Source organism: Oceanicella sp. (assembly GCF_056449545.1).
Map to the genome: position 1 here is coordinate 1 of NZ_JBWOMN010000049.1, position 21,079 is coordinate 21,079.

A 21,079-nucleotide genomic window follows, 5' to 3' on the forward strand; every position below is an offset into this window, starting at 1 on the left:
CGCCGGGGGTGCCCGAGGCCGCGGCGCGCGCCTGCTCGACCGCCTGTATCGCCTTGTCCGATGTGTCCTTGGCCGCTTGCAGCGCGGCGGCGGCGGCGGCCGGCACGGCGCGCCAGGCCGGCATGAAGGCGATGATCGTGTTCGGGGATCCGGGGCCGGGCGCCAGCGGCTGGCCCATATGGGTGGTCGTGTCCGTGATCCGTGCGGCAGGGGGCATTTCGTGTCCGATCCTAAAAATTCACACCAACATGCTCAATATAGGCGCGCGGGGGCGAAACGCCAAATGCGCCCCGCCCCCGGGCCTGTCGCCCGCCGCGCGGATCCGCGGGGTCAGCCCTGCCAGCGCCACAGCGCCGGCAGGAACCGGTAGGCCTCGCCGCTGCGCACCACGTGACCGACGCCGGGGAAGGGAAAATGGTAGCCGACCACCACCATCTTTTCCTCCACCGCCATGTCGAGCAGCCGGCGCCGGGTCTTCACCGCCTGCGCGCCGTCCATGTCGAAGCCGTAGATCCATTCCGGGCGCTCGAAGCTCACATGCCCGTGGTTGAGCGCGTCGGCGGTGATCAGCATGCGCTCGTCGCCGCTTTCGACGATCAGCGACATGTGGCCGATGGTGTGGCCGGGCGTGTCGATGACCTGCACCCCCGACATGGGCCCGTCGCCGGCCTTCACCGGGGCGAGCCGGTCGCCCAGCGCGCCCAGCGCGCTTTGCGCGCCGACCACGAAAGGCGCCATGCCGGCGGGGACCCGGCTGGGCAGGCCGTCCTGCATCCACCAGTCGTATTCGGCGCCGCCGATGTGATGCGCCGCTTCGGGGATGCGGGGGTCGTCGCCGAAATCATCCATGGCGCCCCAGACGTGATCGGGATGGGCATGGGTCAGAACCACGTCGGTGACGCCGGCGGGGTCGATGCCGGCTTCCTCCATGTTGCTCACCAGCCGCCCGGCGCTGGGCTGGAACCGGTCGCCGGAGCCGACATCGACCAGCACGGTCTTGTCGCCCTCGCCGATCATCACGTGGTTGGTGTGGGCGTAGTTCACCTCGGTGTCGAGGTAATGGGCGGTGAGGAAGGCCGCGACCGCCTCGGGATCGGCGTTGACGCCGAGCATCGCGGCCGGGGTGTTGAGGTTGCCGTCCGACAGGATGGTGATGTTCTTGTCGCCGAGCGTGAAGCGGAAAAACCCGGGGGCCTGGTCCGCGTTCGGGGCGCCGAGCGCGCGCAGCGGCCCGGGGGCGGCGGTGAGCGCCAGCGCCGGGGCCATGGCGGCGAGCTTGAGGATCTCGCGGCGGCTTGGGCGCCGCCGGGACTGGTCGGGGGATCGGCTGGGGGATCGGTTGGGGCGCAAGGGGCGAAACATGCGGGTCTCCTGATTGTGGCCGGGGAAGGCGGGCGGGCGATCGGCGGCGGGGAGGCTGTCAGGCCCTGATCGGGCGGGTCGCAATGGCGAGCGTCGCCAATGCAAATGCCGGAACGCATCTTAGGCATATGCCGGCGCAAGTCTATTCGCCAGTTGGGCCTGGCGCCCGGGGCCGGCCATGGGCGGCGTCTTGCGCGGCGCGGGGGAATGCGGCAGAAGGCCAGGATCCGCGCGCGGCTTGGGCGCGCCTGAAACCGGCCGGGCGCGCGGCGGAGGACTTGATGGCGAAACGATCCATATCGGCGCAGGGTCCGGCCGGCGCGGCGGCGGCGCCCGCGGGCGGGTCCGCGGCGCCGGGCGGCGGGAAAGCCGGCAAGGGCCGCAAGGCGGGGCTCAAGGCGGCGCGGGACAACCGGCGCTGGACCTGGCGGGCGGTCTGGCTGCTGCTGGGGGTGCTGGCGCTGCGGCTGGTCCTGAACGCGTTCAGCGTCGCCCCGGTGCATTTCGACGAGGCGCAATACTGGGTCTATGGCGAGTCGCTCGACGCCGGCTATTATTCCAAGCCGCCGCTGGTCGCCTGGCTGATCCGCGCCGCCGCCGAGATGCTGGGCGACACGCTGTTCGCGCTGCGCGTCTTCGCGCCGACGGCGCATTTCGCGGTGGCGGGGCTGATCTTCCTTTCGACGCGGCGGCTGTTCGAGGCGCGCACCGGGTTCTGGGCTGCGGCGCTGTATCTGGCGGCGCCGGGGGTCACGGTGTCCTCGATGCTGATGACCACCGATCCGGTGATGATGGCGGGCTGGGCGCTGGGGGTCTATGCGCTGATCCGGGCCATCGAACCCGCGCCGGCGCCGGGGCGGCGCAGGACACCCGCGCCGCCGCCGCCGCGCTGGGGCTGGTGGGCGGCGATGGGGCTCGGGGTCGGGCTCGGGATGATGGCGAAATACACCGCCGTGGCGCTGCCGCTCTCGGGGCTCGGCTATGCGCTGTTCTCGCGCGAGGGCCCGGCCAACCGGCGCGGGCCGCTGCTGGCGGCGGGGGCGGCGCTGCTGGTGCTGTCGCCCAATCTGGCCTGGAACGCGCGCAACGGCTTCGCCACCGTGGCGCATCTGTCGGAGAACGCCGAGATCGGCGGCGATCTGCTCAACCCCGACAAGCTGGCGGAATTTCTCGGCGCCCAGCTGGCGGTGATCGGGCCGGTGGCCTTCGTCGCCATGGTCGCGGCGCTGGCGCTGGTCGGTTTCGGCGCGGCGCGGCGCGACTGGCGGCTGCGGCTGCTGGCCTGGCTGAGCGCGCCGCTGCTGCTGGCGATGTGCGTGCAGGCGCTGCTGAGCCAGGCCAACGCCAACTGGGCGGCGCCGGCCTATGTCGCGGGCGCGGCGCTGGCGGCGTGGCTGCTGGTCGCGCGCGGCTGGACCCGGGCGCTGATCGCGCAGCTTGTCATCGGCGCGGTCGCGCTGGCGGCGATCTGGGGCGCCGGGCTGGTCTACGCGCTGGACGGGGCGGACCTGCCCCGCGCCTACGATCCGTTCAAGAAGATGCGCATCGGCCCGCAATTCTGCGAACACGCGCTGGCGGCGCTGGAGGGCGAGGATTCCGACGCGCTGCTGTCCAACGACCGCCGCCGCCTGTCGGAATGCATGTTCGAGGGCGGGCTGACGCTGGAGGACATCGCCATCTACGACCCGGACGGCGTCGCCTCCAATCATTTCGAACTGAAGGCGCGCCTGGCGCCGGGGGATGATCGCACGATGATTCTGGCGGTGCAGAACCTGACCCGGGGCGAGGAGATCGCGGCGCGATTCGAACATGCCGAATTGCTTGAGGAAGGCTCCTTCGCCACCCATTCCGACAATGTGATCACATACGCGATCTGGAGCGTGCAGGGTTTTCGCGGCTATTGACGGGTTTGACGGCGACCGCCGGACCTGTCGCCGCCGCGGCGTCGGCTGAATTTTGTGATCACGAAAACGCAAAACCTCTTTGCGGATTGCACTCATCCATGTCTAGATTGTCGGCAAGATCCGCCAGGCGCGGCGGCGGTCGCGTCGCGCGCCGCCTGCGGATCACGGTCAGGACAACAGGGGGCGGCGCGACCGTCCCGACAGAGAGGTGACAACATGAAGACCACGTATCTCGGCGGCGCCGCGCTCGCGCTTTGCCTGTCGGCGCTGGCGGCGCAGGCGAACGAGGAAAAGGCGCTCAACGTCTACAACTGGTCGGATTACATCGCCGAGGACACGGTGGCGAAATTCGAGGCCGCCACCGGCATCAAGGTCACCTATGACGTGTTCGATTCCAACGAGGTGCTGGAAGCCAAGATGATGACCGGGTCCTCGGGCTACGACATCGTGGTGCCCACCGGCGATTTCCTGCAGCGCCAGATCGCCGCCGGAGTCTACCGCAAGCTCGACAAGTCCAAGCTGCCCAACCTCAAGAACATGGATCCGGTGATCATGGCCCGCGCCGCGGCGCATGACCCCGACAACGCCCATTCCGTGGTCTACATGTGGGGCACCACCGGCATCGGCTACAACACCGGCAAGATCGCCGAACGCCTTGGCGACGACGCGCCCACCGACAGCTGGGCGCTGGTCCTGGACCCGGCCAACGCCGCGAAGCTGGCGGATTGCGGCATCACCATTCTCGACGCGCCCACCGAGATCATCCCGGCGGCGATGAATTACCTGGGGCTCGACCCGAATTCCACCGACAAGAAGGACATCGCCGCGGGCGCCGCGCTGCTGTCCAGGATCCAGCCCTATGTGCGCTACTTCCATTCCTCGCAATACATCACCGATCTGGCCAATGGCGACGTGTGCCTGTCGGTGGGCTGGTCGGGCGACGTGTTCCAGGCCCGCGACCGCGCCGACGAGGCCGAGAACGGCGTCGAGATCGCCTATGCGATCCCGAAAGAAGGCGCGCTGATGTGGTTTGACAACCTCGCCATCCCGGTGGACGCGCCGCATCCCGACAACGCCCACAAGTTCATCAATTTCATCATGGACGCGCAGATCACCGCCGACATCACCAACTATGTCTGGTACGCCAACGGCAACGCCGCCTCGCTGCCGCTGGTGGATCCCGAGATCACCGCCGATCCCGGCATCTTCCCGCCCGAGGCGGTGATGGCCAAGCTCTGGACCGCGGTGGTCTATGATTCGCGCACCGACCGGGCGGTCAACCGCGCCTGGACCAAGGTCAAGACGGGCCGCTGAGGTCATGGCGGGCGAAACCGAGGGCGGGCGCGGCGCGGCGCCCGTCGGCGATGACGGCGCCACCTTCATCCGCATCAAGGGGGTCACGAAAACCTTCGACGGCTACAAGGCGGTGGACAACCTGTCGCTGGAGGTGCGCAAGGGCGAGATCTTCTGCCTGCTCGGCGGCTCGGGGTCGGGGAAATCGACCCTGCTGCGCATGCTGGCCGGGTTCGAGACCCCCGATGACGGGCTGATCGAGATCGACGGGCAGGACATGACCCGCATCCCCCCCTGGGACCGGCCCATCAACATGATGTTCCAGTCCTACGCGCTGTTTCCGCATATGAGCGTGGAAAAGAACGTCGCCTACGGGCTGAAGCAGGACCGGGTTTCCAAGCCCGAGATGGCAACGCGGGTGGCGGAGATGCTGGCGATGGTCAAGCTCACCGATTTCGCCCGGCGCAAGCCCGGCCAGCTTTCGGGCGGCCAGCGCCAGCGCGTGGCGCTGGCGCGCGCGCTGGTCAAGCGGCCCAAGGCGCTGCTGCTCGACGAGCCGCTCTCGGCGCTCGACAAGAAGCTGCGCGAGGAGACGCAGTTCGAATTGCAGGACATCCAGGAGCGTCTCGGGACCACCTTCATCGTGGTGACCCACGACCAGGAGGAGGCGATGACGCTGGGCTGCCGCATCGGGGTGATGGATCAGGGCCGCCTCGTGCAGGTGGACGCGCCGCGCGATCTCTACGAATTCCCGCGCAACCGCTTCATCGCCGGTTTCGTCGGCTCGGTGAACCTGTTCGAGGGCGAGGTGATCGAGGACGAGGCCGACCATGCGCGCCTGCGCTCGGCGGAGCTGGGCGGCGAGATCGACATCCATCACGGCATCTCCTGCCAGATGGGCCAGCGGATCTGGGTGGCGGTGCGCCCCGAAAAGCTGCGGCTGAGCGCCGGGCCTCCCGAGACCGGGGCGGGGGCCGGGGGGGCCGCCGAGGGGGTGATCGAGGACGTCGCCTACATGGGCGGATTGTCCCATTACCGGGTGCGGCTGCCCTCGGGATTCCGCGTGCGGGTGACGCTGGTCAACGCCGACCGGCTGCAGGGCGCGGCCCTGACCTGGGACGATCGGGCCTGGGTGTCCTGGCCCGCCGAGGCCGGCGTGGCGCTGACGTCATGAGCGCGCCCGACGCCATGGGCGGGGGGGCGGGGCTGGCCGCGCGCCTGCGCGGGTTGCGCGAACGCGGCCGCGCGCTGGTCATCGCCGCGCCGATGCTGTGGCTGGGGCTGTTCTTTCTGATCCCGTTTCTGGTGGTGCTGCGGGTCAGCCTCGCCGAATCGGCGATCGCCCGCCCGCCCTTCACCGATCTCTACGAATGGTCCGACGGCATCCTCACGGTGTTCCTGAATTTCGGCAATTACCTGTTTCTGCTGGAGGATGATCTTTACTACAGCGCCTATCTGAATTCGATCTGGATGGCGGCGATGGCGACGCTGGCCTGCCTGCTGGCGGCCTATCCCATGGCGCTGCTGATCGCGCGCAGCCCGGTCAGGCGGCGCAACCTGCTGCTGATGCTGGTGATCCTGCCGTTCTGGACCTCGTTCCTGCTGCGCATGTATGCGCTGATCGGGCTGATGGCGCCCACCGGTTTCATCAACGCGGCGCTGGGGCTGGTCGGGATCGGGCCCTTCACCATGCTGCAGACCGACTTCGCGGTCTATCTGGGCATCATCACCGGCTATCTGCCGCTGATGATCCTGCCGCTGTATTCGACGCTGGAAAAGCTGGATTCGAACCTGCTGGAGGCCTCGCACGACCTTGGCGCATCGCCCATGCGGGCGTTCCTGACGGTGACGCTGCCGCTGTCCATGCCCGGGATCGTCGCCGGCTGCATGCTGGTGTTCATCCCGGCGGTGGGCGAATACGTGATCCCGGCGCTGCTGGGCGGGCCGGATCAGCTGATGATCGGCAAGGTGCTGTGGACCGAGTTCTTCAACAATCGCGACTGGCCGGTGGCCTCGGCGGTGGCCATCGCCATGCTGGCGCTGCTGGTGATCCCGATCATGTTCATGCGCAACGCGCTGGGGGTGAAGGAATGACCGCCGGGGGCGGAAAATCCCGCGGCGGCTTTCTGATCTGGGCCTCGGCCTTCGGCTTCGCGCTGCTCTACATCCCCATCGTCATCATGGTGATCTACAGCTTCAACGCCTCGAAGCTGGCCAGCGTCTGGGGCGGCTGGTCGATGAAATGGTATGGCGCGCTGCTGGCCAACGACCAGATCCTGCACGCCGCCTGGATCTCGGTGAAGATCGCGGTGATGTCGGCCACGCTGGGGGTGATCTTCGGGGCGATGATCGGCTACGCGCTCAGCCGTTTCGGCCGGTTTCGCGGCCGGCTGCTGCTGTCGGGCATGGCCACGGCGCCGATCGTCATGCCCGACGTGGTGACCGGGCTGTCGCTGCTGCTGCTGTTCATCTCCATGGAGAGCCTGTTCGGCTGGCCCGCCGGGCGCGGGCTCGACACCGTGGTGATCGCTCACGCCACGTTCTGCATGGCCTTCGTGGCGGTGATCGTGCAGGCGCGGCTGGCGGATTTCGACGGCTCGGTGGAGGAGGCGGCGATGGATCTGGGCGCCCGCCAGCCGCGGGTGTTCTTCGACGTGACCCTGCCGGCGATCGCCCCGGCGCTGGTCTCGGGCTGGCTGCTGAGCTTCACGCTGAGCTTCGACGACCTGGTGATCGCCAGCTTCGTCAGCGGGCCGGGGGCCTCGACCCTGCCCATGGTGATCTTCTCCAAGGTGCGCCTCGGGGTGTCGCCCGAGATCAACGCGCTGGCGACGCTGATGATCCTTGTGGTGGGGGCCGGGATCGCGCTGGCGGTGTGGAAGGGGCGCAGGCGCCCGGATTGAGGGCGCGGCGCGGCTGGCCCGGCCAGCCCCCTGGATCAAAGTCCTCGGCTCACGGGCCTCGGGTCACGGGCCTTGGATCATGGGCCCGGGTCAGGCCCGGGACCACGCCGGCGCCCGGCCGCGCGCGGCTCGGAAGGGGCGGCTCAGACCGGGCGGCGGCGCGGGCGCGGCTTCACGAAGATCGGCGCGTAGGCCACGGCGAAAATCGCAAACCCGAGCGACCAGAGCGCCGCGCCGCCGATCAGCAGCGGCGCCGGCGCCGCCAGCCAGCCCGACGCGACCCGCAGGACCGCGCCGGCGAACACGCAGACATAGGCCGCGGTGGTGGCCGGCGTGGCGGCGAGCCTGCGCCCGCTGTGGCCGAGGCTGGCCCGGGTCATCACCGCCAGGGTCATCTGCCCCACCGCCCCGGCGGCGAGCGCGTGGATCGCCTGCTGGGGCTGCGCGAGGCCGGGGGCGAGGATCGACGCCGCGAACAGCGCATAGGCGACGGGCAGCCAGGCGTAGGCGACATGCAGCGCCAGCAGCAGCGGCTCGGACCTTGCGGCCGCGCCGCGCCAGCGCGACAGCCGCCAGACATGGGCGATGGCGGCGATCGCGAAGCCCGCCCCGGCAAGGCGCGAATCCGGCGCCGCGACCCATGCCGCAAGCGCCGCGACGGCGATCAGGATCGCCGCCGCGTCCGGCCTGCCCATGGGCGCGGGCATGGCTTTCGCGTTTTGCCGCGCCAGCCAGTTGCGGGTGAAGCTCGGGATCACCCGACCGCCGATCAGCATCAGCATGCAGGCGGCGACGCCAAGCCCGAGCCGGAACCCCAGATCCTGACTGACGAACAGGAATGTCAGCTGCGCGGCGGCGAAAACGCTGACCAGCAGCGCCACCACGGCGTTGCGCCAGTTGCGCCCGGCGATGACCTCGCGCCAGACCAGCGCCGCGACCGCGACCAGAAACGCCCCGGCGAGCGCCGCCAGCGCGCCCTGTCCGCCGGCCAGCATCGCCGCGCGGGCCGCCAGCCACAGCCCGAAAAGCCCCCCGAGACCGGCGCCCGAGATCGGCAGCCGCCCGGTCCAGTTGGGGATGGCGGTGAACAGGAACCCCGACAGCGCCGCGCCGAGATACCCCCAGAGCATCTCGTGCATATGCCAGCGCAGCGGCGCCTCGCCCAGGTCGAGCGCGCCGAAATAGGCGAGCGTCCAGAGCGGCACCAGCAATGCCGCCAGCACGCCGGCGCCGAAGAAGAACGGCCGGAAGCCGTGGCTGAGAAAGGCCGGCCCGGCATAGGCGCGGCGGCGCGGCGGCGACGCGCGCAGATCGGGCGCCGCGCGCATCGGCGCGGCATGGGGCGCGGCATGGGGCGCGCCCCCGAACATGATTGGTCTGGCCGCGAACATCTGAGGCCTCCCGGGATCGTCTGCATCGGTTTCGGCCCGCGGGCTGCGCGGGTCGGACTGTATCCTAGTAAAATTCTCAGGAGTTGCGATGCGACCAATTGGGACCGCTCGCCGCTGACGCGTGACGCCCCGCCCGGACCCGCCCGGACCCGCCCCGCCCGGACCCGCCCCGCCCGAACCCGCCCCGCCCGAACCCGCCCCGCCCGGTGTCCGCCGCCCCGAACCAGGCGCCGACGCAATGCCGGCCCATGCGCATCCGGGGCGCGCCGGCATCGCGTTTTGTGTAGGGCGGATCCCGATCCGCCATTGCCGCGACCCGCGCCGAAGGTGTTTATGGGCGCGAAGCCCCGCCACGCGCCGCACCCGAAAAGCGAAGACGACATGTCCGATCCCATGGCCCCGATCCGCCGTTTTCCGGTCTCGGCGTTTCCGCTCTGCCTCGGGCTGCTCGGCGTCGGGCTCATGTGGCGGGCGGCCGCCGGCGAACTGGGCGCGCCGGGGTGGATCGGCGAGGCCTGGCTCGGGCTCGCCAGCATGCTGCTGCTGTTCTGCGCCGGGCTCTACGCGGTCAAGATCGGGCTCGATCCCGATGCGCTGATCGCCGATCTGGCCCCGCCCATGCGCGGCGGCGCGGCGGCGCTGTCCATGAGCCTCATGCTGCTGGGCGCCGGGCTCGCGCCCATCGCGCAGGGGCCCGCCATCGGCGCCTGGGTGATCGGGGCGCTGCTGCATTGGGTGTTCGCCGGGGTCGTGGTCCTGACCCTGCTGCGCGCGCCGCCCGGGGATCGCGCCGTGGGGCCGGATCTGCTGCTGCCCTTCGCCGGGCAGATCGTCGCTCCGCTCGGCGGCGCGGCGCTGGGCTTCGGGGCCTTGTCGACGTTGCTGTTCGCGGTGGCGATCGCGGCGATCGCGGCGATCGGCGTCGGCGCGCTCCGGCAGGCGCGCGGCGCGGCATGGGCGGCGCCGGGGCGGCGCGCCGATCTGTCGCTGCTGGCGGCGGCGCCGGCGTTGGCGGCGCTTGCCGGGCGGGCGCTCGGCGTGAACTGGGCGCCGGCGTCGGCGTTGACCGCCGCGGCGCTCGGCGTCGCGATCTGGCTGGCGCTGCGGGCGCGCTGGCTGCTTGCCGGCGGCTGGACGCCGGCCTGGGGCGTCTTCGGCTTCGCGCTGGCCGCGCTCGCCCACGCGACGATCGTCGTCAGCGGCCGGGTTCCGGCGCTGGCGCCGCTTGCCTGGGGGCTGGCGTTGCTGGCCTCGGCGGCGGCGCTGGCGCTGACCTGGCGCCTGGCGGACGCGGCGCGCAAGGGCGCGCTGTTCGACTGACCCCCGCCCGCCAAAACCCCAAACCGGGCAATCACGTCTTTTCTTCGCGCCCGGCCCATGCGAAAGGGAAGCGCCAAAGCCGATCCCGATCAGGAGAGACCGATGGAGATTCGCGAGGCGTTCACATTCGACGACGTTCTGCTGGTGCCCGGCGCCTCGGAGGTGCTGCCTTCGGACGCCGAGCTGCGCACCCGCGTCACGTCGCGCATCACCCTCAACATCCCGCTCCTGTCTTCGGCCATGGACACGGTGACCGAGGCCGAGATGGCCATCGCCATGGCCCAGGCCGGCGGCATGGGGGTGGTGCACCGCAATCTCGACATCGCCGAGCAGGCGCGCCAGATCCGCCGGGTCAAGCGCTTTGAAAGCGGCATCGTCTACGCGCCGATCACCCTGCGCGACGACCAGACGCTGGCCGATGCGCGGGTGCTGCAGGAACGCTACAAGATCACCGGATTCCCGGTGGTGGACGCGGATGAACGTCTGGTCGGCATCCTCACCAATCGCGACATGCGCTTCACCTCGGACGGGACCACGCCGGTGCGTGCGCTGATGACCTCGGAAAACCTCGCCCTGCTGCGCGAACCGGTGGATCTGGACGAGGCGCGCGGGCTGATGCAGGCGCGGCGCATCGAAAAGCTGCTGGTGGTGAATGGCGAGGGGCGGCTCGCGGGGCTGCTGACCATCAAGGATCTGGAAAAGGCGGTGCTCAACCCCCATGCCTGCAAGGATTCGCTGGGGCAGCTGCGGGTGGCGGCGGCGACCACGGTGGGCGATGCGGGCTATGAACGCTCCGAGGCGCTGATCGACGCGGGGGTTGATCTGATCGTCATCGACACCGCGCATGGGCATTCGATTTCGGTGGCCCGGGCGGTCGAGCGCATCAAGACGCTGTCCAACGACGTGCAGGTGGTGGCGGGCAACGTCGCCACCGCCGAGGCGACGCGCGCGCTGATCGGCGCCGGGGCGGATGCGGTGAAAGTGGGGATCGGGCCGGGTTCGATCTGCACCACGCGCATCGTCGCCGGGGTCGGGGTGCCGCAATTGACCGCGGTGATGGATTGCGCGCAGGCGGCGGCGGAGACCGACACGCCGGTGATCGCCGATGGCGGCATAAAATTTTCCGGGGATCTGGCCAAGGCCATCGCCGCGGGCGCCCATTGCGCCATGATCGGGTCGATGCTGGCCGGCACCGACGAGGCGCCGGGAGAGCTGATCCTGTATCAGGGCCGCAGCTTCAAGGCCTATCGCGGCATGGGATCGGTGGGGGCCATGGCGCGGGGCTCGGCGGATCGCTATTTCCAGAAAGAGGCCGCCACCGACAAGCTGGTGCCCGAGGGCATCGAGGGCCAGGTGCCCTACAAGGGCGCGGCGGGCGCGGTGCTGCATCAGCTGGTGGGGGGCTTGCGCGCCGCCATGGGCTACACCGGCAACCGCAGCATCGACGCCATGCGCGGCGGCTGCCGGTTCGTGAAGATCACCGGGGCCGGGCTGACCGAAAGCCATGTCCATGACGTGCAGATCACCCGCGAGAGCCCGAACTACCGCGTCGGCTGAGCGCGGGCGGCGCCAGGTCGGGGGGCGGCGCCCCGGCGGCGCGGCGGCGCGGCGCTAGGTCAGCGCCGCGTTCAGCATGGTCTGGAAATCCTCGCTGGCCCCGGAAAAATCCAGGTTCTGGGTCATGAACAGCGCGTGCACGCCTTCGTGGGGATCGACGCTGAACCAGGTCTCCGCCGCGCCGGACCAGCCGAATTCGCCCTCGCTGGCAAGGATGCGCCGGTCGCGCTTGCCCAGCGCGCGGCGAAATCCCAACCCGAAGCCGTAGCCGCCGAGCCCGGGGCGCTGGTCGAGGTCGATGAGTTCGATATGCAGCGGCAGCGCCGAATCGGGCACGTGGTTTTCGGTCATCGCCGCCAGGGTCTTGCGCCCCACCAGCCCCGGGGCGCGATCGCCGCCCCGCGCCAGCGCCAGCAGCGCCGCGGTGAACCGCGCGTAATCCTGCATGGTCGCATACAGCCCGTGGCCGCCGCGCGCGAAATCCGGGTCGTCCAGCGGGTAGGGCGCGTTCACGTCCAGCGGCACGGTCGTCGGGTCTTCGGGCTGGCGGCCGCCATGCATGCCCATCACCCGGGCCTGCGCCGCCGCGGGGACGCGAAACCCGGTCTCGGTCATGCCCAGCGGCGCGAGCACCCGGGCGCGCAGGATTTCGGGCAGGGGTTTCTGTTCGATGATTTCCATGATCGCGCCCAGCACGTCGCTGGCGCAGGAATAGCGCCAGCGCGTCCCGGGGTCGAAATCCAGCGGGAAGCGGGCGAAATCGCGCACCGCCTCGCGCAGCGGCGTGGTGGTGGCCAGAAGGCAGTCGCCGGCGGTTTCGTCCTCCAGCGGTTCGCCGGCGAAACCGTAATACAGGCCCGACATGTGGCAGAGCAGATGCTGCACCCGGATCGGCGCGCGGGCCGGGCGGCGCGATCCGTCCGCCCCCAGCACCTGCATGTCGGCGTATTCGGGCAGCCAGTCGGCGATTGGCAGATGCAGGCGCAGGCGGCATTCCTCGACCATCTGCATGGCGGCGATCGACAGGATGGGCTTGGTCATCGAATAGATCCGGTAGATCGGGGTGTCCGGCATCGCCGCGCCGCCGATCTCGCGCGCGCCGGCGCGGCCCTGATGCAGCACCGCGCCGGTCGCGTCGCCGATCATCCATTCGATGCCGGCGTAATCGCCGCGGGCAACCCAACGCGCCATGCAGTCATCGAGCCGCGCCAGCGCGGACCGGTCCAGTTTCGCCATGATTGACTATCATCCTCCCAATGAATTGCCGGGCGGCGTCGTCACGCGTCCAGCAAGGCCGGCGCGGCGTTCAGGTCCTCGACCCGAAAGCCGGCGATGGTCTTGTAGCGTGCGGCGACGGCGTGCAGTTCGGCCTGCGAGATGGCGTCCTCGAGCCGGTCAAAGCCGTTTGGCGCGCGCGCCGCGACGATGTCCAGCACCTGATCCGGCCCGTCGCCGCGATTGGCCTTGACGATGGCCGCGGTGGCGGGGCGGCGGATGGCCTCATAGGCGGCGAGCGCCTCGGGCGCCGGGCGCCGCCGCAATTCGCGCGCCAATACGCTGGCGTCGAGAATGGCCTGCGTCGCGCCGTTGGAGCCGATGGGATACATGGCGTGCGCCGCGTCGCCCAGCAGGGTGGCGCCGTCCATGGTCCAGGCGGGCAGGGGGTCGCGGTCGATCATCGGGAATTCGTAGATGGCCTCGGCGCCCCGGATCAGCGCCGGCACGTCGAGCCAGTCGAATGTCCAGTCGGCGAAGCGGGGCAGGATCTCGGACGGGTCGCCAGGGCGGTTCCAGTCCTCGCGTTTCCAGGGATGGTCGTCGGGATAGCGCAGATCGGCGATCCAGTTGACCACGCTTTGCCCGTCTTCGGTCTCGGCGATGGGATAGCAGACGAATTTGCGGTTGCGGTCGCCGGCCATGGCCATGCTGGCGCCGGAGAGGAATTTCGGCGCGATCGTGGTGGCGCGCCACAGCATGGTCCCCGACCAGACCGGCGGGCCCTCGTCGGGATGCATGCGCCTGCGGGTCGCCGCATGGATGCCGTCGCAGCCGATCAGCGCCGCGCCGGAGATGATCTGGGCGCCGCGCGCGGTCGCGACATCGACGTCGACGCCGGTCGCGGTCGCGCGCCAGCCCGTCACCCGCGCGCCGCTGACCACCGCATCCGGGCCGAGCCGCGCGCGCACCGCGTCAAGCAGCATGAACTGGAATTTTCCCCGGTGGACCGAAAACTGCGGCCAGTCGTAGCCGGCGTCGCGCCCGCGCGGCTCGGCCCAGATCTTCTGGCCCTGAGAATTGAAATACGCGACCTCGCGGGTGCGGATGGCGATGGCGTCGAGCGCCTCCAGCAGACCCAGCGCGCACAGTTCCTTCACCGCATGGGGCTGGAGGTTGATGCCCACGCCAAGCGGGCGCAGGTCGCGCGCCGATTCGAACACCCGGCAGGGCAGGCCATGCCTGTGCAGCGCGAGCGCGAGCGTCAGCCCGCCGATGCCGGCGCCGGCGATGATGATCATTTTGCAGGCCTCCCCCTGATCGCGTCGGACTCAGGTCTAGCCCTCCCCGGCCGCCGGGTCGAGATCATCGGCCGCCGTCGCCGGTTTCGCATCCCTGCGGCGCCCGCCCTGTTCGGCGCGGGCAATGAAACTGCGCAGCACGTGGCGCAGGGTCTGGACCTCGTCCACCGGCACGTCGCCGAGGATCGCGGTCTCGTGCTCCAGCGCCATGGGGATCAGCTCCTCGGCCAGTTCGCGGCCCTTGTCGCGCAGGCGCACGGTCACCTCGCGCCCATCCGCGCTCTGACGCATGCGCGCCACCAGCCCGTCCGCCTCCATGCGCCCCAGCAGCTTGGTCAGCGTGGGCTGCTTGTAGAGCACCGCGTCGGCGAGCTTGCCCACGGTGGCCGGGCCGCTCATCAACACCGCGAGCACCCGCCAGACCGGGGCGGGGACGCCCTCGGCGGCAAGCTGGGCGTGGAAATCCTCCGAGGCCAGCGCCGAGGCCCGGGCCAGCAGATACAGCGTGTAATCCTCGTAGAACCCCGAGGGCGCGGGGCCATGGCGCGGCGTGGTGACGGTGCCGAAGGCCCCGCCGAAAAACGTCAGCGGCGCGCCGTGGCCGTGGGAAAACCCGGTGACCCGGCCGATGAAAAGCAGGTGATCGCCGACCCCCTGCACGGTTTCATGGCTGCATTCGAAGTTCGCCAGCGCCCCGGCGATCACCGGCGCGCCGCTGGCGCCGGGGGCCCAGTCGAGCCCGGCGAAGCGGTCTTCCACCGGGCGGGCGAAGCGGCTGGCGATCTCGTGCTGGTCCTGGGCCAGCACGTTGACCGCATAGGCGTCCGCGGCGCGGTAGTCGTCAAGATGGATGGACCTGCGCGACAGGCTCCACAGGATCATCGGCGGGTCCAGCGACAGGGCGTTGAAGCTGGACGCGGTGAAGCCGATCGGCGCGCCGTCGCGGTCGCGCGCGGTGATCACCGTCACCCCGGTGGCGAAGCGCGACAGCGCCTGGCGCATGGAGGGGGGGTCCGCATCGGGGTGCGGGGCTGGCGTTTCGGACTCGGTCATCACGGCCTCCCGACAAAAACATGAAAATTCATCTTTCCAGTTTGCCCGAATCGCGCTTAGGATCAAGGCCGCAGACGGGACATCGAACAAACGAGGGAGAAGCCGATGCTTGCGGACCGCATCGAGGCGCGCTGGATCGCCGCGTTCAGCCGGGTTCTGGCGCTGTGCGCGGTGAAGCCGGAGGAAAGCGTCGCCATCCTCAGCGAGACCCAGTCGCGCGATCTCAACGTGCATCTGGCGGAGCTGGCGGCGCTGGCGACCGGGGCGACGGTGTTCCATGTGCGCGTGCCGAGCCCGGCCCAGACCGCGCCCGTGCCGGTGCGCTCCACCGGCGCCAGTCAGGCGCTGAACGGGCAGGGCGCGGCGCTGGAATCGCTGAAAGCCGCCGACATCATCCTCGACCTGACCGTCGAGGGCCTGCTGCACGCGCCCCAGCTTGGCGCGATCCTGAAGGCCGGGACGCGGGTGCAGATGGTCTCCAACGAACATCCCGACTGCCTGGAGCGCCTGGTCCCGGAACCGGCGATGAAGGACATCGTCAAGGCCGCGGTCGCCAGATGCCGCGCCGCGACGCAGATGCGCGTGACCTCGCCCGCGGGGACCGATCTGAGCGTCGACATGCGCGGCGCGGCCACCGCCGGGGTCTGGGGCTGGACCGACCGCCCCGGCACGGTGGCGCATTGGCCCGGCGGCGTGCTGGTGAGCTTTCCCAGAGCCGGCAGCGCCAACGGGCGGCTGGTGCTCGACGCCGGGGACGTGAACCTCACCTTCAAGCGCTATCTGGAAAGCCCGGTGACGCTGACCCTGAAGGATGACTACGTGGTGTCCATCGAGGGCGACGGGACCGACGCCGAACTCATGCGCCGCTATCTGGCCGCCTGGAACGACCCGGTGGCCTATGCGATCTCGCATGTGGGCTGGGGGCTGAACCCCGCCGCCCGCTACGAATCCCTGACCATGTACGACCAGCGCGACAGCAACGGCACGGAACTGCGGGCCTATGCCGGGAATTTCCTGTTCTCCACCGGGGCGAACGAATTCGCCGGGCGCTACACCGAGGGCCATTTCGATCTGCCGGTGCGCGGCTGCGACATCGCGCTCGACGGCGTGCTGGCGGTGAAAGCCGGCGTTCCGGTCTGAGGCGCCGGCCAGTCTGATTCAAGGAAAACCCCCATGACCATGGTGTTTCTGCACGGCATTGGCGGCGGCGCCGCGACCTTCGAATTATTGGCGCCGCGCGTGCCCGACGCGCTGGCGCTGGATCTGCCGGGGTTCGGCGACGAACCCTGGGAGGCGCAAGCGACCTTCCCGCGCCTCGCCGATTGGCTGGCGGCGAAACTGGATGCGCTGGGGATCGGGCGCGCCGAACTGTTCGGCCATTCGCTCGGCGGCATGCTGGCGCTGGAGATGGCGGCGACCCGCCCCGACCGGGTGCGCGCGATCACGCTGTGCTGCACGACCCCGGCCTTTGGCGGGCGCGACGAAAGTTTCAGGGATGCCTTTCTGGCGGCGCGGCTGGGGCCGCTGGACCGGGGCGCGAGCATGGCCGATCTCGGGGCCCAGAGCGCCCGGGCGATGATGGCGCCCGAGGCCCCGGACGCCGCCCGCGCCATCGCCGCCGCCGCCATGGGCCGGGTGCCGGAGAAGGTTTTTCGCGACATTCTGGAATGCCTGACCACCTTCAACCGGCGCGCGGCGCTGGCGGATCTTTCCGCCCCGACGCTGGCGTTGGCCGGCGACCGGGACATGGCGGCGCCGGCCCGGACCATGCGCCGCATGGCCGAGGCGATCCCCGATGCGCGGTTCGTCGAATTGCCCGGCGGGCATTTCCTGCCGCTCGAACAACCGGAAATGACGGCCGCCGCGGTCGCCGATTTCCGCAAGTCCCTTGAGGAGAAAGCCACATGACCGCAGACGCCCCCGCCCCCGACGCGCCGATGTTCGACCCCGGGGCGTTCCGGCTGAGCGAGGCCGAAGCCGATCTCACCGCCCGGGTGCGCAGGATCGGCGTCGAGACCTTCGCCGATCGGGCCGCGACCTGGGATCGCGAGGCGCGTTTCCCGACGCAGAATTTCCGCGACATGCACGAGGCGGGGCTGCTCGGGATCTGCGTGCCCGCGGAAAACGGCGGGCTGGGCGCCGATTACCGCGGCTACATGCTGGCGGCGGCGGAGATGGGGCGCTATTGCGGGGCCACGGCGCTGACCTGGAACATGCATGTCAGTTCCTGCCTGTGGACCGGGATGCTGTCGGACGACCTGGAGATGGACGCCGCGACCCGGAGCGAACATCTGCGCCGGCGCGCCTTGCACTACAAGCGCATCGTGGATCACGCAAAGATCTATTCGCAGTCGTTTTCCGAGGGCGGCGCGGCGGCGGCGGGCGCGGCGCCGTTTTCCACCCGCGCGACCAGGGTCGACGGCGGCTGGCGGATCACCGGCAAGAAGATCTTCGCCTCCCTCGCCGGGCATGCGGATTACTACGGGCTGCTCTGCGGCGAGGTGCAGGAAGGCCGGCGCGCCTCGCGCCGGGACACCATGTATGTGGCGGTGCCTGCGGACGCGAAAGGCGTCAGCGTGGTCGGCGGCTGGGACCCGCTGGGGATGCGGGGCACGGTGTCGCGCACGCTGCTGTTCGACGACGTGTTCGTGCCCGAGGACGAGGCGCTGATGCCCCATGGGGTCTATTATCAGGCGGCGAGCCGCTGGCCGCACATGTTCATGACCCTCAGCCCCACCTATCTGGGCATCGCCCAGGCGGCCCATGATTTCACCGTGCGATACCTGCGCGGCGAAATCCCCGGCCTGCCGCCGGTGAAGCGGCGCATGTATCCCACCAAGCAACTGGCGGTGGCCGAGATGCGGGTGAAGCTGGAGCAGGCCGCCTGCCTGTGGTTTCAGTCGATTTCCGAGGCCCGGGCAGATCCGAGCAAGGCGCAGGTGCTGCGCGCCTACGCCGCCCAGCATGTCGTCATGGAGACCTCGAACGCCGTTTGCGCGCTGGCGATCCGCACCTGCGGCGGCCAGTCGATGCTGAAATCCCTGCCGTTGGAAAGGCTGTATCGCGACAGCCGCTGCGGCGCGCTGATGCTGCCCTGGACCGCCGAAATCTGCATGGACCGCATCGGGCGCGAGGCGCTCTACGAGCCCGGCGAAACCGACGATCCCGCGGCATGACCGGCGCGCCGGGCGATTTGCCGCCGCTGAGCCGGGCGCGCGATCTGGGAAGCCGGCTGGCGGCGGTCGCCGCCGCCGGTCCCGACCGCCGGGCGCTGAACGCGCCGGATGCGACGCTGGATCGCGCGGCGCTGGCGCGGGGCGCCGAGGGCGCGGCGCGCTGGCTGGCGTCGCGCGGCGTCGGCGCGGGGGACCGGGTGGCGTGGCTGGGGCTGAACGCGGCGACGCAGATCATGCTGCTGTTCGGGGCGGCGCGGCTCGGGGCCATGCTGGCGCCGCTGAACTGGCGGCTGGCGGTCGAGGAGATGGCCTGGATCGTCGGCGACGCGGCGCCGTCGCTGATCGTCGCCGACGCGGCGCATGAGGACATGGCGCGGCGCGTCGCCGGCGCCGCCCCGGTCTGCGCCGCCGAGGAGGCCATGGCGGCGATGCTGTCAGGCGGCGCGGCGGCGGCGGCGGCGCGCCGCGAATCCCCCGCGGCGCCGGCGCTGCTGGTCTACACCTCGGGGGCCTCCGGCCGGCCCAAGGGGGCGCTGCTGAGCCAGTCGGCGCTGCTTGCCAACGCGGCGCTGGCGGTGGACATGCACGACATGCGCGCCAGCGATCATGTGCTGACCGTGCTGCCCATGTTTCATGTGGGCGGGCTCAACATCCAGACCCTGCCGGCGCTGCTGATCGGGGCCGAGGCGACGCTGTGCGCGCGCTTCGATCCGCGCGACTGCCTGGCGCGCATCGCGCGGGACCGCCCGACCCTGAGCGTGCAGGTGCCCGCAACCCTGCGCGCCATGCTGGCCGATCCCGGCTGGGAGAACGCCGACCTGTCGTCGCTGCGGCTGATCGCGACGGGTTCGACCGACGTGCCGGTGGACCTGATCGAGACGGTGCGGGCGCGGGGCGTGGCGGTGATCCAGATCTACGGCGCCACCGAGACCGGCCCGGTGGCGATCTATCAGCGCGAGGCCGACGCGGCCGCGCATCCCGGCGCCATCGGGCGCCCCGGGCCGGGGGTGTCGGCGCGGCTGGTGGACGGGCGCGGGCGCGACGTGGCGACCGGGGAGACCGGCGAGATCCTGCTGAAATCCCCGGCGCTGGCGCGGGGCTATCTCAACCGCCCCGACGCGGATGCGGATTTTTCCGGCGGCTGGTTTCGCACCGGCGACGTCGCCCGGCGCGACGCGGACGGGGTGTTCTGGTTCGCGGACCGGGTCAAGAACGTGATCATCTCGGGCGGCGAGAACATCTTTCCGGCGGAACTGGAGCGGGTGCTGCAGACCATGCCCGGGGTGGCCGAGGCCGCCGTCGTCGGCCTGCCCGATCCGCGCTGGGGCGCGGCGCCGGTGGCCGCGGTGGTGCGCGCGCCGGGCGCGGCGCTGGACGCCGCGGCGGTGCTGGCGGGGTTCGACGGCAGGCTCGCCCGCTTCAAGCGCCCGCGCGCGGTGGTGTTTGTGGATGCGCTGCCCCGCAACGCCATGGGCAAGGTGGTGGTCGGGGATCTGCGCGCGCTGGTCGAGCGGGCGCTGGCGTGAGCGGGGCGCCCGGGTGAATTCAGGGCGCGCCGCCGGGCGGCGGCGCGCACCCGTGGCGGGGCTGCGCCCCTCCCCTGGACCCCCTCCCTGCGCGGGGGCCGCGATGGGCGGGGAGGCCGCGTGACCGGCCTGGGGCCGGGTTTCAGGCTTTGCGCGCGAGGATCAGCTGGCCGGGCTCGGGCGCGCCGTCATTGGTGCGCACGGTGATGGGATCGAAGCTGATCGGGGCGAATCCCGCCGCGTCGAGCGCCAGGCGCAGATAGGGTTCGGCATGGGCGTAGCGCTGGTTGGGGCCGACGCCCCAGCCCTGGGACGGGACGGCGGCGGGGGGCGGGGTCTCGGTCGAGAACGCCAGCACCCCGCCGGGCGCGAGGCAGGCGGCGGCGCCGGCGAACAGGGGCGCGACCTCGCCGATATAGGGCAGCATGTCGGTGGCGACGATCAGGTCCCAGAGCGGCGTGTCCGGGTCGCCTGGCGCGTGCAGGAAGTCCACCGCGTCGCCCAGATACAGGTCGTCATAGACGCCGCGATCCTCGGCGATCTCCAGCATGGCGGGCGCGAGGTCCACGCCCTCGGCATGGGCGCAGATCCCGGCCAGCGCCGCGCCGGCGAGCCCGGTGCCGCAGCCCAGATCCAGCATGCGCGCATAGGGGCCGGGGGCGACGGCGTCGAGGCTTGCGCGCAGCAGATCTGGGACCGCATAGGCCAGCTGGCCCACGAGGATCGCCTCGAAGGCCGCGGCCTGCTGATCGAACAGCGTGGTCACATAGGCCTCGGGCGCCTTGTCGGGGGCCGCGCCGCGCCCCATGGCGGCGAGCCGCACCGCCGCGCCGCCATGATCGGCGGGGTCGAGGCGCAGGACCTCGGCATAGGCGGCGGCGGCGGCGTCGCGATCGCCGGATTTTTCCAGCGCCAGAGCGCGGTTGTAGGCCTCGGCGAGGCGGTCGGTCGGGTCAGGGCTCATGGCGCGGGATCCTGGGCGCGGGGCGCGGGTTTGGCAGGTCGGTTTTTCGATCTGTCGGATTTGGGAACTGTCGGATTTGGGGATCTGGTGGTTTTGGGGATCGGGGCGACGGGG

18 protein-coding genes are annotated in these 21,079 nt (G+C 70.8%); 11 read left to right on the forward strand and 7 right to left on the reverse strand.

Translation table 11 applies throughout. The annotated features are described in order from the left end of the window. On the reverse strand, nucleotides 1-217 hold a 217-nt coding region (locus AC1HC7_RS06835), incomplete at its 3' end, for a hypothetical protein (RefSeq protein ID WP_479498839.1). Nucleotides 218-330: 113 nt separating this feature from the next. Then, nucleotides 331-1,362 carry an MBL fold metallo-hydrolase gene (locus AC1HC7_RS06840; RefSeq protein WP_479497561.1) on the reverse strand — a complete coding sequence of 344 codons (1,032 nt, stop codon included), beginning with the start codon at nucleotides 1,360-1,362 and terminating at the stop codon, nucleotides 331-333. Between the two features lie 281 nt (nucleotides 1,363-1,643). Between AC1HC7_RS06840 and AC1HC7_RS06845 the strand changes: the two genes are divergently transcribed. The 5 genes from AC1HC7_RS06845 (at nucleotide 1,644) to AC1HC7_RS06865 (ending at nucleotide 7,462) form a co-directional block, all read left to right on the forward strand. Then, nucleotides 1,644-3,266, forward strand: coding sequence for a glycosyltransferase family 39 protein (locus AC1HC7_RS06845; RefSeq protein ID WP_479497560.1), 1,623 nt, complete (start codon nucleotides 1,644-1,646; stop codon nucleotides 3,264-3,266). Nucleotides 3,267-3,482: 216 nt separating this feature from the next. Further along, complete coding sequence (locus AC1HC7_RS06850; RefSeq protein ID WP_479497559.1) at nucleotides 3,483-4,580, forward strand: polyamine ABC transporter substrate-binding protein; 1,098 nt, start codon at nucleotides 3,483-3,485, stop codon at nucleotides 4,578-4,580. Nucleotides 4,581-4,584: 4 nt separating this feature from the next. Then, a complete protein-coding gene (locus tag AC1HC7_RS06855; RefSeq protein WP_479497558.1) occupies nucleotides 4,585-5,733 on the forward strand; it encodes an ABC transporter ATP-binding protein in 1,149 nt (382 codons plus the stop codon). Nucleotides 5,734-5,747: 14 nt separating this feature from the next. Further along, the gene (locus tag AC1HC7_RS06860; RefSeq protein ID WP_479497767.1) at nucleotides 5,748-6,653 is read left to right on the forward strand and encodes an ABC transporter permease subunit; all 906 of its coding nucleotides are present in this window, start codon (nucleotides 5,748-5,750) and stop codon (nucleotides 6,651-6,653) included. After that, the gene (locus AC1HC7_RS06865) at nucleotides 6,650-7,462 is read left to right on the forward strand and encodes an ABC transporter permease subunit (protein WP_479498840.1); all 813 of its coding nucleotides are present in this window, start codon (nucleotides 6,650-6,652) and stop codon (nucleotides 7,460-7,462) included. Before AC1HC7_RS06860 ends, AC1HC7_RS06865 begins: the two co-directional genes overlap by 4 nt. Nucleotides 7,463-7,605: 143 nt before the next feature. Here AC1HC7_RS06865 and AC1HC7_RS06870 read toward each other — a convergent pair whose 3' ends face one another. Continuing rightward, nucleotides 7,606-8,853, reverse strand: a complete 1,248-nt coding sequence (locus AC1HC7_RS06870; RefSeq protein ID WP_479497556.1) for an NnrS family protein — start codon at nucleotides 8,851-8,853, stop codon at nucleotides 7,606-7,608. A gap of 381 nt (nucleotides 8,854-9,234) precedes the next feature. Here AC1HC7_RS06870 and AC1HC7_RS06875 point away from each other — a divergent pair, with 381 nt between their 5' ends. Together AC1HC7_RS06875 and guaB are read left to right on the forward strand one after the other, a co-directional pair. Continuing rightward, nucleotides 9,235-10,173, forward strand: a complete 939-nt coding sequence (locus tag AC1HC7_RS06875) for a TDT family transporter (RefSeq protein ID WP_479497555.1) — start codon at nucleotides 9,235-9,237, stop codon at nucleotides 10,171-10,173. Between the two features lie 102 nt (nucleotides 10,174-10,275). Next, nucleotides 10,276-11,730: an IMP dehydrogenase gene (guaB, locus tag AC1HC7_RS06880; protein ID WP_479497554.1), complete on the forward strand. Its 1,455-nt coding sequence runs from the start codon at nucleotides 10,276-10,278 to the stop codon at nucleotides 11,728-11,730. Nucleotides 11,731-11,784: 54 nt separating this feature from the next. Here the strand turns inward: guaB and AC1HC7_RS06885 are convergent, their stop codons facing one another. The 3 genes from AC1HC7_RS06885 to AC1HC7_RS06895 are packed head-to-tail and all read right to left on the reverse strand — an operon-like array spanning nucleotide 11,785 to nucleotide 15,299. Further along, the gene (locus AC1HC7_RS06885) at nucleotides 11,785-12,966 is read right to left on the reverse strand and encodes a serine hydrolase domain-containing protein (protein WP_479497553.1); all 1,182 of its coding nucleotides are present in this window, start codon (nucleotides 12,964-12,966) and stop codon (nucleotides 11,785-11,787) included. 41 nt (nucleotides 12,967-13,007) lie between these two features. Continuing rightward, a complete protein-coding gene (locus AC1HC7_RS06890; RefSeq protein WP_479498841.1) occupies nucleotides 13,008-14,246 on the reverse strand; it encodes a flavin-dependent oxidoreductase in 1,239 nt (412 codons plus the stop codon). 36 nt (nucleotides 14,247-14,282) lie between these two features. Continuing rightward, nucleotides 14,283-15,299, reverse strand: a complete 1,017-nt coding sequence (locus tag AC1HC7_RS06895; RefSeq protein ID WP_479497551.1) for a flavin reductase — start codon at nucleotides 15,297-15,299, stop codon at nucleotides 14,283-14,285. A 105-nt stretch (nucleotides 15,300-15,404) separates the two neighbouring features. Between AC1HC7_RS06895 and AC1HC7_RS06900 the strand changes: the two genes are divergently transcribed. Genes AC1HC7_RS06900 through AC1HC7_RS06915 form a run of 4 tightly spaced genes read left to right on the forward strand, consistent with a single transcriptional unit; the run spans nucleotide 15,405 to nucleotide 20,001 of the window. Beyond that, nucleotides 15,405-16,439: a 2,5-dihydroxypyridine 5,6-dioxygenase NicX family protein gene (locus AC1HC7_RS06900; RefSeq protein ID WP_479497550.1), complete on the forward strand. Its 1,035-nt coding sequence runs from the start codon at nucleotides 15,405-15,407 to the stop codon at nucleotides 16,437-16,439. Between the two features lie 33 nt (nucleotides 16,440-16,472). Next, entirely contained in the window at nucleotides 16,473-17,207 is a 735-nt protein-coding gene (locus AC1HC7_RS06905) for an alpha/beta fold hydrolase (RefSeq protein WP_479497549.1), read from the forward strand. After that, the gene (locus tag AC1HC7_RS06910) at nucleotides 17,204-18,475 is read left to right on the forward strand and encodes an acyl-CoA dehydrogenase family protein (RefSeq protein WP_479497548.1); all 1,272 of its coding nucleotides are present in this window, start codon (nucleotides 17,204-17,206) and stop codon (nucleotides 18,473-18,475) included. Before AC1HC7_RS06905 ends, AC1HC7_RS06910 begins: the two co-directional genes overlap by 4 nt. After that, the gene (locus tag AC1HC7_RS06915; protein WP_479498842.1) at nucleotides 18,472-20,001 is read left to right on the forward strand and encodes a class I adenylate-forming enzyme family protein; all 1,530 of its coding nucleotides are present in this window, start codon (nucleotides 18,472-18,474) and stop codon (nucleotides 19,999-20,001) included. Before AC1HC7_RS06910 ends, AC1HC7_RS06915 begins: the two co-directional genes overlap by 4 nt. Before the next feature lie 142 nt (nucleotides 20,002-20,143). On the opposite strand, the gene AC1HC7_RS06920 is transcribed toward AC1HC7_RS06915, so the two are convergent. Then, nucleotides 20,144-20,965, reverse strand: coding sequence for a class I SAM-dependent DNA methyltransferase (locus AC1HC7_RS06920; RefSeq protein ID WP_479498843.1), 822 nt, complete (start codon nucleotides 20,963-20,965; stop codon nucleotides 20,144-20,146). Nucleotides 20,966-21,079 lie beyond the last annotated feature (114 nt).

Excerpts from the sequence above, each read along its gene's own strand:
- AC1HC7_RS06840 (WP_479497561.1), bottom strand. The coding sequence starts at position 1,362 with ATGTTTCGCCCCTTGCGCCCCAACCGATCCCCCAGCCGATCCCCCGAC.
- AC1HC7_RS06905 (WP_479497549.1), top strand. The coding sequence starts at position 16,473 with ATGACCATGGTGTTTCTGCACGGCATTGGCGGCGGCGCCGCGACCTTC.
- AC1HC7_RS06920 (WP_479498843.1), bottom strand. The coding sequence starts at position 20,965 with ATGAGCCCTGACCCGACCGACCGCCTCGCCGAGGCCTACAACCGCGCT.
- AC1HC7_RS06875 (WP_479497555.1), top strand. The coding sequence starts at position 9,235 with ATGTCCGATCCCATGGCCCCGATCCGCCGTTTTCCGGTCTCGGCGTTT.
- AC1HC7_RS06915 (WP_479498842.1), top strand. The coding sequence starts at position 18,472 with ATGACCGGCGCGCCGGGCGATTTGCCGCCGCTGAGCCGGGCGCGCGAT.
- AC1HC7_RS06850 (WP_479497559.1), top strand. The coding sequence starts at position 3,483 with ATGAAGACCACGTATCTCGGCGGCGCCGCGCTCGCGCTTTGCCTGTCG.
- AC1HC7_RS06855 (WP_479497558.1), top strand. The coding sequence starts at position 4,585 with ATGGCGGGCGAAACCGAGGGCGGGCGCGGCGCGGCGCCCGTCGGCGAT.
- AC1HC7_RS06890 (WP_479498841.1), bottom strand. The coding sequence starts at position 14,246 with ATGATCATCATCGCCGGCGCCGGCATCGGCGGGCTGACGCTCGCGCTC.
- guaB (WP_479497554.1), top strand. The coding sequence starts at position 10,276 with ATGGAGATTCGCGAGGCGTTCACATTCGACGACGTTCTGCTGGTGCCC.
- AC1HC7_RS06895 (WP_479497551.1), bottom strand. The coding sequence starts at position 15,299 with ATGACCGAGTCCGAAACGCCAGCCCCGCACCCCGATGCGGACCCCCCC.
- AC1HC7_RS06900 (WP_479497550.1), top strand. The coding sequence starts at position 15,405 with ATGCTTGCGGACCGCATCGAGGCGCGCTGGATCGCCGCGTTCAGCCGG.
- AC1HC7_RS06885 (WP_479497553.1), bottom strand. The coding sequence starts at position 12,966 with ATGGCGAAACTGGACCGGTCCGCGCTGGCGCGGCTCGATGACTGCATG.
- AC1HC7_RS06870 (WP_479497556.1), bottom strand. The coding sequence starts at position 8,853 with ATGTTCGCGGCCAGACCAATCATGTTCGGGGGCGCGCCCCATGCCGCG.
- AC1HC7_RS06845 (WP_479497560.1), top strand. The coding sequence starts at position 1,644 with ATGGCGAAACGATCCATATCGGCGCAGGGTCCGGCCGGCGCGGCGGCG.
- AC1HC7_RS06865 (WP_479498840.1), top strand. The coding sequence starts at position 6,650 with ATGACCGCCGGGGGCGGAAAATCCCGCGGCGGCTTTCTGATCTGGGCC.
- AC1HC7_RS06910 (WP_479497548.1), top strand. The coding sequence starts at position 17,204 with ATGACCGCAGACGCCCCCGCCCCCGACGCGCCGATGTTCGACCCCGGG.
- AC1HC7_RS06860 (WP_479497767.1), top strand. The coding sequence starts at position 5,748 with ATGGGCGGGGGGGCGGGGCTGGCCGCGCGCCTGCGCGGGTTGCGCGAA.